Origin of the sequence: Halovenus halobia (genome assembly GCF_051414135.1) — an archaeon.
Lineage (GTDB): Archaea > Halobacteriota > Halobacteria > Halobacteriales > Haloarculaceae > Halovenus > Halovenus halobia.
In genome coordinates, this window is sequence record NZ_JBLKOA010000003.1 from 298613 (window position 1) to 312318 (window position 13706).

The 13706-nt window shown below is 55.6% G+C and carries 11 protein-coding genes and 1 pseudogene; 6 read left to right on the plus strand and 6 right to left on the minus strand.

Annotation, left to right across the window (positions count from 1 at the left end; all coding sequences use genetic code 11):
* Positions 1 to 20: 20 nt before the first annotated feature.
* The 4 genes from ACMGFM_RS10710 (at position 21) to ACMGFM_RS10725 (ending at position 3624) form a co-directional block, all read left to right on the plus strand.
* Positions 21 to 701, plus strand: a complete 681-nt coding sequence (locus ACMGFM_RS10710; RefSeq protein WP_436902594.1) for a winged helix-turn-helix domain-containing protein — start codon at positions 21 to 23, stop codon at positions 699 to 701.
* On the plus strand, positions 701 to 1174 hold the full coding sequence (locus tag ACMGFM_RS10715) for a toxin-antitoxin system TumE family protein (protein ID WP_436902595.1): 474 nt from the start codon (positions 701 to 703) through the stop codon (positions 1172 to 1174). The genes ACMGFM_RS10710 and ACMGFM_RS10715 overlap by 1 nt, the downstream gene beginning before the upstream one ends.
* Before the next feature lie 1044 nt (positions 1175 to 2218).
* Entirely contained in the window at positions 2219 to 2476 is a 258-nt protein-coding gene (locus tag ACMGFM_RS10720; protein WP_436902596.1) for a hypothetical protein, read from the plus strand.
* A 143-nt stretch (positions 2477 to 2619) separates the two neighbouring features.
* The gene (locus tag ACMGFM_RS10725) at positions 2620 to 3624 is read left to right on the plus strand and encodes an AAA family ATPase (RefSeq protein ID WP_436902597.1); all 1005 of its coding nucleotides are present in this window, start codon (positions 2620 to 2622) and stop codon (positions 3622 to 3624) included.
* A gap of 29 nt (positions 3625 to 3653) precedes the next feature.
* On the opposite strand, the gene ACMGFM_RS10730 is transcribed toward ACMGFM_RS10725, so the two are convergent.
* Genes ACMGFM_RS10730 through ACMGFM_RS10745 form a run of 4 tightly spaced genes read right to left on the minus strand, consistent with a single transcriptional unit; the run spans position 3654 to position 9800 of the window.
* The gene (locus tag ACMGFM_RS10730; protein WP_436902598.1) at positions 3654 to 5255 is read right to left on the minus strand and encodes a hypothetical protein; all 1602 of its coding nucleotides are present in this window, start codon (positions 5253 to 5255) and stop codon (positions 3654 to 3656) included.
* The gene (locus ACMGFM_RS10735; RefSeq protein WP_436902599.1) at positions 5252 to 6676 is read right to left on the minus strand and encodes a DUF58 domain-containing protein; all 1425 of its coding nucleotides are present in this window, start codon (positions 6674 to 6676) and stop codon (positions 5252 to 5254) included. The genes ACMGFM_RS10730 and ACMGFM_RS10735 overlap by 4 nt, the downstream gene beginning before the upstream one ends.
* A 59-nt stretch (positions 6677 to 6735) precedes the next feature.
* Positions 6736 to 7593: a DUF7269 family protein gene (locus ACMGFM_RS10740; RefSeq protein ID WP_436902600.1), complete on the minus strand. Its 858-nt coding sequence runs from the start codon at positions 7591 to 7593 to the stop codon at positions 6736 to 6738.
* Complete coding sequence (locus ACMGFM_RS10745; protein WP_436902601.1) at positions 7590 to 9800, minus strand: transglutaminase-like domain-containing protein; 2211 nt, start codon at positions 9798 to 9800, stop codon at positions 7590 to 7592. Before ACMGFM_RS10745 ends, ACMGFM_RS10740 begins: the two co-directional genes overlap by 4 nt.
* 1167 nt (positions 9801 to 10967) lie before the next feature.
* Between ACMGFM_RS10745 and ACMGFM_RS10750 the strand changes: the two are divergent.
* A pseudogene (locus ACMGFM_RS10750) lies at positions 10968 to 11547 on the plus strand (hypothetical protein); the annotation flags it as partial.
* Between the two features lie 209 nt (positions 11548 to 11756).
* Here the strand turns inward: ACMGFM_RS10750 and ACMGFM_RS10755 are convergent.
* Entirely contained in the window at positions 11757 to 12809 is a 1053-nt protein-coding gene (locus tag ACMGFM_RS10755) for a sensor histidine kinase (RefSeq protein WP_436902602.1), read from the minus strand.
* Positions 12810 to 12891: 82 nt separating this feature from the next.
* On the minus strand, positions 12892 to 13071 hold the full coding sequence (locus ACMGFM_RS10760; protein ID WP_436902603.1) for a hypothetical protein: 180 nt from the start codon (positions 13069 to 13071) through the stop codon (positions 12892 to 12894).
* 216 nt (positions 13072 to 13287) lie between these two features.
* Here ACMGFM_RS10760 and ACMGFM_RS10765 point away from each other — a divergent pair, with 216 nt between their 5' ends.
* Positions 13288 to 13635 carry a bacterio-opsin activator domain-containing protein gene (locus ACMGFM_RS10765; protein WP_436902604.1) on the plus strand — a complete coding sequence of 116 codons (348 nt, stop codon included), beginning with the start codon at positions 13288 to 13290 and terminating at the stop codon, positions 13633 to 13635.
* Positions 13636 to 13706: the final 71 nt, after the last annotated feature.

Here is a 13706-nt window from a genome sequence, read left to right on the forward strand (position 1 = left end):
CCTACAGCATAGCGTAATGCATGACCAACGACCCACCACCTCCTGACGGGCCCGACGAATTTCCCGCCGGAGAAGAGCTACCGGACGAGCCGGTAACAGTGGATGATATTGACCCGTTCACTGTTGATGACGATAGTTTCGAAAATATCGATGACTTCGCAGCCGCAGAGTGGCAAAGCGAGACCACTGCGAACGAACGGATTCGCACGGTGATCGACAGAACAACGAGTCCGAAATCGGCGGGCGAGATCGCAGAGACAGCTCTCGTCTCCGAAACAAAAGCCAGAGCCACGCTCAACAAGCTTGCTGAAGAAGGTATCGTGAGAAGTCAGCAGACAAACTCTGGAAAGCTGTACTCCCGAGACCCAGAGTGGCATCTTCTCAAACAGATTCGGCGGCTCGCCAGTAGCGAAACGGTTGTCAATCAAATCCAGCGAGTAAAACAGGAAATCGCAGAGTACAAAGCCAAATATGACGCAACCGATCCAGAGGAGTTGCTGATTTCAGATACCGAACTCAGCCAAAATGAACTCAATGATGTCTCTCACTGGCGGACAGCGGAACGAGAACTCAGCCACCTCAGAGCAGCATACCGCTTCAAAGAGGCAAAAGATCAGGCAGCCATCGTAACTGAACCGGGAGACAGACAAGCGGAGAATCAGACAACGACCTCCACTGGCAATCAGCACTCACTCCAGTAATGGGGATGGGAAATGGCTCTCCAATCGATTCGGAGGCGGTTGATGAAAGCGTGGGGCAGATGCGCCACCAACTCGGCAAAGCCCTCGTCAAAGTCCGATTCCGGTATCGGAAAGGTCATCCATTCACACAGCGGAAAGGAGAAGATATCAGAGTGGCACGTGTCACTGTCACTCCAGGAATCCACGAGCGAGGGGGATATTTCGATATTCAGTGGTGGGAAAATGGAGATTACAAATACCACTATCGGGAGGAAGGACTGGGATTCAGGTTCGGGCGTGAGGCGGCGAATGAAACCACCAGTAAGCCGGTACGGCATTTTCATCCACCGAGTAATATCGACGCACATGAGAAATCCTGTATCGGGATTGAACAACCACCGAAACTCGTTACAATTGCTGTACTGAAGACGTGGTGGATAGCGGTCAAGAACAGTGATGAGAACTTGGTGAACGCGCAGAATGGCTTGCCGTAGTCTCGAAAGCCTACGCCCTCTGTGGCAGTCTATGCATACGCAGCCACACTGAGCAGCTGCTTCGTTAGGAGAAGTGTGAAACCCACGACAGTCGACCGCTGACTGCCTCCTCTGTATTCAGCACGGGCGCACATTCATATCAATAATTAACTATTCCCCCAATTCTCAAACACTCGATTTCAGCCGCTTCACGCCCTGAAAAGCGATTCGTTCGACGGGCGAGCGAGCGCCTGCAGCGTCCATAGTAGGTTTTCTCCAGAAATTGGCATACGTAGGCCCTGTTATAGGATTTTAGAGAATTGGACAGATGGTCTGCTCTCGTTCGATTGGCGGTTGGGTGGCATCTGCAGGAATTCGCGTACGTCTCCATTCATGCCGACAGTGAAGCTCAATGGCCGATTGGCACAATAGTCCCACTTCTTGACAGAGTTCGAGTGCTGAATATAGAGTATCTATCTACCGAGTTCGGGCACACGTAGACTTTTGAAGCCGAGTGGTCAAATAGTCGATATGGCCGATGATCCAACGATCCCGATGGGAGATGTACGCCAAGCCGCGGATAGCGACCGACAAGGTGCTTTCAAGCGAGGCTGGACGGCTGCTGTCAAAGATCTCAATGGTGGAGAGTCGTCGAAATATTCCGAGGGGCCCCCACCCGAGGAACTGACGTGGGACAATCTTGGGTATCGACTCGGGAGCATATTCGGTGAGACAGATGATGACCTACGCCAGAGACTCTTTGAGTGGTGTAAAGACAAGCAAAGGCGAGAGCAAGATGAGTGATTCATTCCGATACTAGCTCGTAGCTCACGATTATATTTTGCTGAATACGCGCGTTCTATTCAGCATTTGCTGGATTCCCTTCCTGAATTCTGTCAGAGATCGCGTGGCCGACTCAGAGGTTATAATTGGCACACGACTATGGTCGGTTCAGCCACAGTGATAACCAAGTTCTGAGAACAACTTTGGAATTAGTGGTTTTGCTGCGATAGATCCGAATGAACAAAAAATATAATCCACTAAGTAGTCAGTGATAATTATACGATGAACAAGTGGCTAACTGCGGTAGGATATACAGTCGTTGGATTATTCTTCGCAGTAACTCCGATATTCCTCGTTGAGACGCTGATGTCCACATTTTCACTTTTGCAGTACATTGGAGGGGGACTGTTGGTGGCTCTTGCATTAGGGACAGTTGGCGAGTTCGCTCCACTAACAGACGGACAGCGAAAACGTGTGGTGGCGATGATCAGTTTCGCTCTGGGTTTGCTCGGACTTGTAGGACAGTTCGTCATTGCCTAACAGGGGGGTCCCACGACTTGCAACTGCTACGGTGAGTTCTGCTATAATGTTTGTGTGAACGAGAATGACTCGGATGACGGACCACTATCAGTTGACCGCTAAGCGGTAATTGATTTGAGGATGGGGGCCGCACTGTCGGTAATATGGAGCAGGTCGGCGGGAACGCTGAAGACATTGAGCAGATTGAACCAGTACCGGTTGAAACAGTCGCAGAGACAGCGAATCAGATAATCGAGCAAATTGGCTCAGCCGTTGTGGCCGATGTCGATTTTTTCGAGCTATTGCTCACTGGCGTAATCGCCCGAGGACACGTTCATCTCGAGGACGTTCCCGGCACGGGAAAGACACTGGCTGCACAGGTGTTGGCTGAGGCCCTCGGGATGTCATTCTCACGAGTGCAGTTTACGCCCGACCTCCTGCCAGCCGATATCACTGGGTCACACATCTACGACGAAGTTGACGCCGAGTTTGAGTTCCAGCGTGGACCGGTCTTTGCCAACGTCGTGCTCGCTGACGAAATTAACCGCGCGCCACCGAAGACCCAAGCCGCACTCTTGGAAGCAATGGGTGAAAAGCAAGTGAGTGTGGATGGTACGTCATACGCCTTGCCACGGCCGTTTTTCGTTATTGCAACGCAAAACCCAGTCGAGCAGGAAGGTACTTTTGAACTGCCTGAGGCACAGCGAGATCGATTCTCTATTAAAACACAGATGGGTTATCCGGGCCATGAAGGTGAACTCGAATTACTGGACCGCCGTGGCAGCAGACGGACGCAGGTCCCCTCTGTCGACCCGGTAATCGGCCCCGAAGATGTCCGACGCATCCAGGTCACCGCTGAGGAAGTGGGGGTAAGAGGAGAGATTACAGAGTATATCGTGAATTTGGCCGAGTACACCCGCGACGACCCGCGAGTTAATATTGGAGTCTCTCCTCGCGGCGTACAGAAGATGTTTGAAGCTGCTCGAGCACGGGCCGTTCTTCAGGGCCGGGAGTACGTAACTCCAGATGATGTCAAACACCTCGCGTCACCACTTTACGGACATCGCTTGGTCTTAACAACCGACGCATCCATTCGGGATGTTGATCCGGATGAAATCATCGCTGAAGCGCTAGACGCAGTTCCCGTCCCCGGAATGGACCAACAGTAGCACTTGTCTGTCTTTTTTGTGCTCGCGATTCAGCCAGTGAGAAGCAACATGAGTGCCGTCAATCCAATAATCGTCGCTAGGACAGCAGGGAGTGCAACGGTTAGCGGGAGCGTTGCACTGACTGCGACAGTTTCGAGAGCGATGACAACAGCTGCCCCGATTACGGCGAGACACAGTGTAACCACGGCGTGAATCGACAGGAGCGTTGTCACGCCTGCAGGGACTCCACCTGCGTCTCCAGCTACTCCGAGCTCCCCAGCAGCGACCGTTGAGTATTCGCCAAGTTCCCAGACGATGGCAGCACTGGCGACACCGAGAACAATCAGCTTGAGTGACCCACCCTCGAAGACCGCGACGATGACAAGGAGAGTTACTGAAACGACGCTTGCCGTGAGCCCCACTAAGGACTTGTCCCCCGGTGATGCACCGGCAATGGCAGCTGGAATTGACAGAACGATACCACTCGCCAGAATCGCGAGGGTTCCGAGACTGAGCAAGATCAACTCTGGGCGGCCTGAGAGGCTCTTGTAGACTGGTGAACCCGGCGAGGCGAGCAGAGCCAGTTGTGTTTCGAGAATCGCGAGGGGAAGCTGATCACTGAGTAATGTTGTGGAGCTTACAACGAGAGCGAAGAGTATTGCTGGTGGAACAACCGCTTCGGCAACTGCTGCTCCAGAGACACTCTTGAAGTTGCGCACTCGCTTCAGTGTGAGAATTCCAACAATGGTTAGAGCCGTCACTGAGGCGACAGCGGTAACGACTGACTGTGAGGCGCCGGCGCGTACGATCGGGACAGCGACAGCTAAGAGGAATTCGACAGCGTCGCCTCTTGATCCTGAAAGACCACTGGGAGCAGCAAGCGCAAAGGCAGCAAGCACCGCGATGATCAGGTACACAAACACCAATCCGAGACCATACCAAGAGGCAGTCTTGATGAGTCCACGCACCCGAGTGAGTTGCTCAAGAGCAGTGACTGGAACGAGAATCTCGACAGGGAACGACCGCGCGGCCCACGGCACGGTGAAAAGGGCTGCCGTGTAGACAATGACTGCGGCTGTAACACGGACTGACAGTGAGGTGAGGACCGTAAGCAGATCCCCCACAGCAGGCAGCGGTGCGATGAGAAACGCAACGCCGAGAACTTGGAGTAGCGAGAGAGCACTGAGCGCGCCAATCAAGAGTCCGAGGATCACAGTCCCGATCAAATATCGGCGGAGCACCCGGCCTCCTGCACCGTGACCGTACATTCGGATGGTGTTACTCACGACTCCGAACGGTCCCAGTAGTGCCCCAGCGGCAACGACTGAGGCAAGGAGTGAGGCAATAATTCCTGACTGTAACTGTGTGAAGACCAGTCGCACGGTCCCGCCGGTGAATGTCAGGGCTGCAAGCCAGAGCACAGTCACTCCGACGACAAGATTTCGACTGCGGTCTGTCGCTGCGATCCTGACACCGAGTGCCGCCACAACCCCGCTTGCCGAGATGACTGCGACTGGCCCAAGCGCGTATCCGAGTTGCGAGGCAAACACGAGGACGGTCCCGACGATTACCGCGAGCAACACGATGCCAACAGTATCAGGCAGTAGCCCCGCCGTCGATGCCGCGGTGCTTGGTTTTGTGCGCTGACTCATCGTGACCCTCCAGGAACTGTCTGCTGTTCACAACACACGGACAACGGTCGCGTTGGGTCCCAATCAATCACGGTGTATCCCTCCTGCCGGAGTTTCTCGACTCGTGCGCCTCTCCTGAGTCGAACAGTCTGTTTGGGAACAGTGGTGTCTTCTGGAGTCTCACTCTTGTCGTTATTACCGGATACCGACCCTGACAGTGACCGCGGCGAGATTGTCACATCGGGACTAATCACAACCACTGGGAAGCCACGCTGTCGCAGTTGCTGGCACAGTTCCTGTCCAGAGTCATCGAGTAGCGTGCTCACGAAGACGAACTGCGTGTTTGGGCTGACCCAGCCAGTGAGGTCCTGCACAAAGTTCTCGCTGACCTGATTGCCTCTCCTGCCGAACACAGCCCCACCGGCAGTATCGGCGCTTGAATCGTCGTTCTCTGGCCCGTTTGCCCGGGCGAGGCGGTCAACTTCCTCGAACAGGTCGAATGCGAGGCGCTGCTGTCCGTCTCCCCGGCCGTGGTCAATCCGCCGACATGGAAACGAGTTCGTCGTGGTGTCACTGGGCTGGAGACCTGGGATAGCCACTCCAACGTAGTGGCCGCGCTCGATAAGTGTCGACAGCAGTTGGTACGTTGCATACGTTGCGAGGGTTGCACCGGATGGTTCGCCCGGCCCAGCACTGACCTGACTGGGGCCACGGGCGTCCGTGATGATGGTTACGTCTGCGGCTTGGCGCTCTCTGTACGTGATTGTTGAGAGTTCTTGTCGCTTGGCGAGTTCACGCCAGTTGATACGCGATGGTGCATCGCCACGGTGATACTCCCGTGTCGAGTGGAACTCGATTCCGTCGCCGCCAACATCGGAAAGAAGCTCACCGATGTAGTGGGTTGCTTGCTCTTCGAGCGGAATATCGTCTGCCCGCACTGCACATCGCATCGTTGCTGGCGTTTGGGTCTGGAGCGGCTGTTGCACCCACATCGAGCCGACGAGTGTCCGAACGCGAGCGCGGACAGGGCCGAATGCGTATTCGCCGCGACGAGCGATAACGTCGTACTCCATGGTTACGGAGCCGCCTGGACGAAGCGTCGCTGCTCGTCGGGGCGCTCCATCGACTACCTCGAGATTCTCAGGGACGGTGTCCACGAGCCGGACGTCGGGATACGTCTGCTGGCTCTCGTTTGTAACAGTGACCTCAACGGTCACCGTATCGGCTGGCCGTGGATGTCCCGGTGTGACGCTGTAAGACGCTACGAGTTGGTCCGCTGGCGGCGTCGGTGTCTGCGTCACACCAGCCAATAAAAAGACGACCAACAGCGCCGCAGCAGCCAGAGCGACAGGAGTGAACGTAACGAGTCCGACGGCGACAAGTACCCCAAAGAGGACAACAAACCCCGCAAACCGTGGCGTATACGTCGTTTCTGTACGCACCTCTCCTTCGTTATAATCGCTCTGTGATGAACCGCTGTCTGTCTCGTGAGTTGGACTCGTCACTGTTCCTCACCGTCTTGATTCACTGCGTGGTCTCCCGCGGTTGGTCTCCCTCCATCAGCATGGACACCCCCGGTCTTTTCCGGGCCTTCCGTCTGGTCTGCTGTCCGGCTGGGGATGTCTTCTGCCTCGCTCGCTGTCGGCGTCTGTGGGTTTCTGCTGACCACTCCCCCATACGTGAGGTAGGAGTCAGTGTACAGCTCTGCTTCGTCGAGGACTCGGCGTACTCGTGCGCGGAAAACACGCTCAGGCGCCACCCACGCATTAAATCGCTCCCAAGCCGTGAATGACACATCGCTGTCGAGGTCAGCTGCAAGGAATGCAGCCGCCACCCGGTCGTCGGTCCACTGCCCTGTTTCAACAGCGTGGTTTGCAGTCGCTTCATCACAGCCAACCGACGTAGCATAGGTGTTGGCCACAACGTCGGCAAGTCCGCGGAGGTACCGCTCGAGGTCCTCGTCAATCTCCGCGGCGTTCTGCGCTCGCCGCCCATAGATCGCAACTAAGCGAGCGCTCCGGTCCGCTGAATCGAACTGCTCTACCGCACGACTGTACGCTACCCGGGCCTGTCGATCTGTATCAGTTGCCTTGTTCGCTGTAACGACTTCCGGAGGTTGCTGCGTGATTGGTGAGCGATCGACCCGCGCAGCACTCGGCCGTAACAGGCGAAACAGCGCGGTGAGAACGACGAATGTAGCCAATCCAATCGCAAATCGAGACACGAGTTGTCGGTCAAGAATATCCCGAAACTGTTCAACCTCAGCCGGAAGGAGATCCGGGACGAAGATCACAGCAAGTCCGCCGGCCCCAGCCAGTAAACCAAAAACGAGTAACAAATGAGCGCGAGTCAGTTTCATTGCTCGTCCTCCGCCGTGTCTTCACGAAGCTGTTCGACAGACTCTTCGGCGACATCAACGCGGTCGTCTGGGTCGGTAAACCCGTACTCGACATCCTGGAACGCTCGTCGAAGTCGTCGAACTGGCCGACGAGGAAACCCTTTCTCCACGGCTTGATTTTCGACCTCAACAGCCGTCTTTGTCTTGGACCGTCTGACAACGCGGCGTACCAGCCACCGCCAGCACTGACGGAGTCGCTGATATGCCGGAACTTCCGTTGTGCCATCTGGTGACTCAGTCGTCTCTGTTGGCCCTGACACTGCCCCATCGTCGTTTGCGCGTTCAGACCCACCGTTCGATAGGAGGCCGCGGAGCAGGCCGGGGATCGTCTGTAGCCACGCGAGGAACCCGGTGACCCTCGCGATGACGTAGGTGACCGGTGACAAAAGCGCCGCGAGCGTGAACTCATCTCGAAGACGAGCGAGGTATGTTCGCGCCCGGACGCCGAATCTGCGGAGCCCTCTTGCTAGGGCAGGTCCAATCGAATACACATAGTGTCCGAGCAGCCGGAGCCACTCCCCAGTTGTGACGAGCGCGCTGACGACGCGGTATTTGAATTGGCGTAACTTCTCTGGGTTTCGGTAGATCCAAGTGCCCGAACCTGCCAGTGTTCCCGCGAGAACGGCCAAGACGCCACCAAGGTGGAACAGTATCCCCGAAACAGCGGTGGTGACAGTTTGCTCGCCCACAACTGCTGTCGCAGTCGCTTCGTTGGACCATGGCAGGTCCATCGTAGCGCTCCCAGATTCATCGGTCGCCAGCGTTGCTTTAGCTCCGTTGGTCCGGATTGGAACCCCGCTCAGCGGTATGCCCTGCTTTTCGGTCACAGCAGTAACTGTTATATCGGCACTGGTACCCGGCAGTTTGAAAAATCCTGTTTCAACATTGATTTCGACATCAGCCACAGTAATGTTTCCACTTGCCGCAAACTCACCACGTTTGAACTCGATCGGAAGGCCCTCGCCGAGCGACACATCTGCCGGCACAGGGAGCGAGAATGCCCCAGTCTCGTTCGTTGTCCCAACCTGTTCTCCATCGATAATGACAGTCAGGCCGGCAACAGCACTGCCGTTAATCGACATATTCGCGGCGACTGTTCGACCCGGCAGAGGAAGGTTCTGGGTCGTAATAGACGCATCGGTCGGGATGTCGTAGCGCACTGACGAATTCTCGTCTGTTTGGGCTGGCGCAACTGGTGCGGAGAGCGTGTTCCCGGCCAGTGGACCTGTCCCACCCACGGGTCGTTGAGCAACAGCGCCCTGACTGGGTGGCGGTTCCGCCGAGACGACTAATTCCAAGGCGTATGGGACCGTTGCTTGGAGTTGCCCTGTCTCGTTCGTTGTGCCAACGACCTCACCATTGAACAACACCTCGGCACCTGAGATAGCAGTGCCGTTCTTTTCAACAGTAACCGTGACCTGTGCTCCCGGAATAGGCTCAGGTGAGAGGTCAATGTCGTACGGTGGGCCAAGGTCTTCTTCCTCCGAGTTATCCTCGTTCGATTCGGTCTGCTCATCGTCTTCGCTATTCTGTTCATCTTGATTCGTGTCATCGTTCTCTGGGTCTGATTGGTTTTGTTCAGGTTGAGATTCCGGTGGTTCTAGAGCCCGTCCAGCATCAACCCGGCCGCCACCGGGCGTTGGATCGAAGCTGACCCACCCAACACCCTCGAAGTAGACCTCTACCCACGCGTGAGCGTTTTTTCCACGAGCAAGGTAGGTATTTTCAGCCACCTGTTCACCAGTCGTGTAGCCAGTCACGTACCGAGCGGGGATATCCTGTGTTCGCAACATTGCGGTCATCGCCGTTGCAAAGTACTGGCAGTACCCCGCCTCCATCTCAAAGACGAACTCGGTCGCAACATCATTCGCTCTGTCGTGATTGGCATCGAGAGAATACTGCTTGTTCTGTTCGAGCCACCGCTCAACGGCTTCGGCCGCCTCGTACGGTGTCTCGGCGTCACTGGTGATACCGTCTGTCCGCTCCCCAAGTCGACCCGGCGTATCTGCGGGTAACTGTGTATATCGTTCTTGGACCGAAGGAGGGGCCGTTCCTGTTGCCCGCTTTGCCTCGCTACGCGAAGGTGGACCGTATGTAATCGTCGTGTACGTGTCGTTTGTTTCGAGTGGAGTCCCGACGAGCAGACCACGTTGGTCTGTGATGAACACGTCACGGTCAACATTCGCAAATGCTGGACGCCAAACCGTTGCAAGCGACCTGAACGGCCGGAGCGCTTCTACCTGAATCTCATATTGTGGGCGAACCGACTCACCATTTCCCGGATCAATCAAGCCACGAAGCGGCTCAGGACTCGAATCACGTTCCCAGCCGGAACCCGTGTACCGAGCATATCCACCGAGTCGCCACCGTGCTGGACGAGGGCTCTGGACACGTAACTCCGGACGGTTCGAGAGTTCTATCGAACCTCCGACAGTCGACTGTTCTGGATACCCCCCGCTACTAACCCCACCATACGAACTTACTCCCCCTCCTGCAGAGTCAGTGGTTCGGTTCGCCTCGGTTTCCGACCTCGTCTCGTTTAGCTGGTTTAGTTGCTCACTAGTTGTAGACCCTGAATCACCTGCTTGACCCAGACCGGGAGTTCCCGAACCGGGAGTCTCAACCGCGCCAACCGCCAGTATGGCTGCAAATAACACAAACAGGACACTCAAAAGAACAACCAACCGAAAGCGGCGTGAGTGACCACCAATAGTTGGTTCCTCTGCCATCGATTCTTCTCTAATTCAAAGAGGTAGCCCCTTCCTAATAGTACTTCCTCAGTTTTGTAGCCATCACAACTCAAATTCGATACCGGAAGTCGTTATAGACTCTTGACCCTGCAGAAGCTGACGAATAGTAATTACTTTCACCGATGGTGGGCTTCCCCAAAAGCGTCAGCCGTGGCCCTTCCAGAGGTCCTACTGTATTCTGCGATGTGGGCAAGTCGCTCCAACAAATGAGCGCTTGAACCGGAACCGGCGCAACCTATGGGAGGTGTGGTAGCTTGCAGGGGTCACACGGAAACAATGAGGATAGACCCGGCGAGCAAATCTGCTACCTCGGCAACGTCTTACTGCTTATTTTACGGGAAATCGAGGAGAAAGCCCCGTGCTTTAGAGGCATGGCGAGAGCGAAGCTCTCGCTGTCGTTCGAGAGACGTACGTCTCTCGTGATGACGAGACGCTCCGCGTCTCGAACCACAACCGAAAAGCTTCGCTTTTCGAGGACGGGGATGAATCTGTCAGTACCCGACACCACCCACCGTTCGATGGCACACCCAGATATTCCATGCTCGAATCCATTCTTTCAAGTTGGTTTGTCTACATAGATTATGTATTGCGAAACAGGTCGTCACGCGCACCTACACTGCTTCCATACGGAACCAGTCACAGGTGTCCGACGACCTCGATTCGCTCGGGTTCTCAGCCTCGAAACTCTGGAACGTTATCAGACTACGTCTGATAGCCCGTGAGACGTAGTCTCACGACGTCGGACGGTGGACGATCTCGCGTATCTGGGATGAAATCGACTACATTCCGGAACATGACGAACTCACCGCCTACCTCAAGAGCCACGAACGCTACGATGACCTCCATTCTCAGTCAAGTTCGTTCGAAAGACGACGTCTTTCGTGATGCCAAAACTCCCCGATTTTTGAGGACAGCGCGTTCTTCAAGAACTCGCTGAGGCGTTCAACGGCTGGTACGGCAAACGACGTAACGGAGACACGAACGCGAACCCGCTCGGCTTCTTCTCACGGGCGCGGAGCGCCCGTTCGAATGGTACGTGAGACTGCGGTCTCACGCTAACCGCAAACACGGTGACGAACACCCGCGTAGTACTGTCACATTCAAGAGCAAAGGCTTCAAACTCGACACCCAGTACAACCGCGTTCGACTCAGCAAAGGCTCCAATGATTCGCCGTGGGTCCCAGTCAATATGTCCGCAGTAGCACCACGACCGAGAGATTAGATGCGAGAATCGAACGGGCGCGTAACGTGGGACACGCATTCTAAGACAGACGTTCGGCCGAGTAGTCTCGAACGCCAGGGAGTATTCCGGCGACTGTCCGGTTTACGACGCGTTCTCATTCCGTGTACGTCAGACGATCATCTCCGTCGCGCTCAACTGAGGAACTCGATTCCGGTAATCTCGAACCGTGCTCCACCAGTTTCTGCGTCAGAAGCAATGATATCCCAGCCGTGAGCGTTGACTATCGTCCGGACAACTGAGAGTCCGTATCCGTGGCCGTCATCGTGCGTAGTAAATCCATGATCGAATACCGTTGACTTGTGGTCATCGGCGATACCTGGTCCATCGTCTTCAACATAAAACCCCGTGTCGAGCGGCCCGACACGAACCGTCACGCCGTTCCCACCGTGTTCGACGGCGTTTCGGAAGAGGTTCTCGAACAACTCACAGAGTCTGTCGGGGTCACTGCTCACTGACCCGACGGTTTCGTAGTGGAGGGTCGGGCCGGAGTCGCCGGCCAGGCCCTCCCAGGCTGTTTCGATAACGTCACCGATGTCGGTTGGCTCTGGATCGGTGACCACGTCCCCCTGTCGCGCTACCCGAAGCAGATCCTCGACGAGTCGTGCCATCCGGTCGGTCGTCTCGTCGATCGTTTCGAGGTGATCCGCGTCTCCAGTTTCCTCGTACAGACTCAGGTGGCCATCGATAACGTTCAGTGGATTTCTGAGGTCGTGTGCGAGAATGTCGGTAAACTCCTTGAGACGGTCGTTCTGCCGTTCCAGCATTCGCTCGTACTCTTTGGTCGTCGTCGTATCCTGGCTGACCGCCGCGTACCCGTGAAAGCTGCCGTTCCACAGCGGCGACAGCGTGAGCGTTCCCCAGAAGATTGCGTCATCGGCGCGCCGATGCCAGTGCTCGACTTCGATGGTCTCGGTTTCCGGTTTCTCGAAGAACTCCTCAGGAAGCGAATCGGTGTCAGTACTCTCTTTGTCAGCGAATAGCACACTCACGTGCTGTCCGAGAATCGATTCGGCGTTGTGTCCGTAGAGGTCCTCTGCCGGGGCTGACCACGTGACGATATCCCCGTCGGAGTCGAGCTGGAATACCGCGTGTGTCGAAACGTTCTCGACCAGCCGGTGAGCGACAGTTGCTCTCGAATCAGATCTCTCGGTTAGAGGCTCAGAAGTACCGGGAGATTCTGCCATACGTAGTAATCGGGATGCACTGCGCAACACATTTCGGGATGGTCTAACATGGTAGTTAAAACAGCACCGCCAGTGTGCCCCGTCACTCCGCCAGTCTGACGACCATAACTTCCGTGTCTAAATTCGCTCCGTCAGTGCGATATTCCCACGTCCCCCACGGGTCGATGTCGTTCTGGAGGGCGGTGAGAATCACCTGGCCGAGAGCTGCCTCGAAGTCCGCTGTACTCGACATCTCGTCGTCGGGAATGAAATCGGTTGTCATAGTGTGATTGACACTCGACTGCGATACGCTGCTGTGACAGTGTCTGAATTACCGCCACACCAACAGGAGCGACAACAGTTGTGTGTCTCTATCCCTGTTATGGCTTTCCGGGGGATAACACTACCGAAAAGCATGGTACACCAAGCCCGTCGTTTCGCCGGGAAACTGTCTCTGCCGAGACTTTAGGGCAGTTGGGCTACAACGGGTGTGTATCTCATGAGTGTTATCGTTGAGTTAACTGTCCCATCTGATTCGTTCGAACTCGGACAGATTCTCCGGGTCGAGGGGACAACACAAATCTCAGTCGAAACGATGGTGCCACTGGGAGGGAAACCCACACCGTTCGTTCGAGTCCGGAACGACGAACGGGAACTGTTCGAACAGGCTGTCCGAGAGCACCCGTCGGTCAATGAGATTACCCACGTCAATACGCACGAGAACGAAACTCTGTACTCGCTGGATTGGGAACTGTCCGACGGCTCCCTGCTCCAGAGAATTCTCGATTTAGATGCAGTGTCGGTACTTCCCAATCGAGGGTTCGGAAGCCGAGTTGAATTGGTGTGAGCCGTTCAATCTTGGAACGGTAGCTCTGTGAATCGAAGCATCGGTCTGAACTGAACAGAGACAGCAATGAG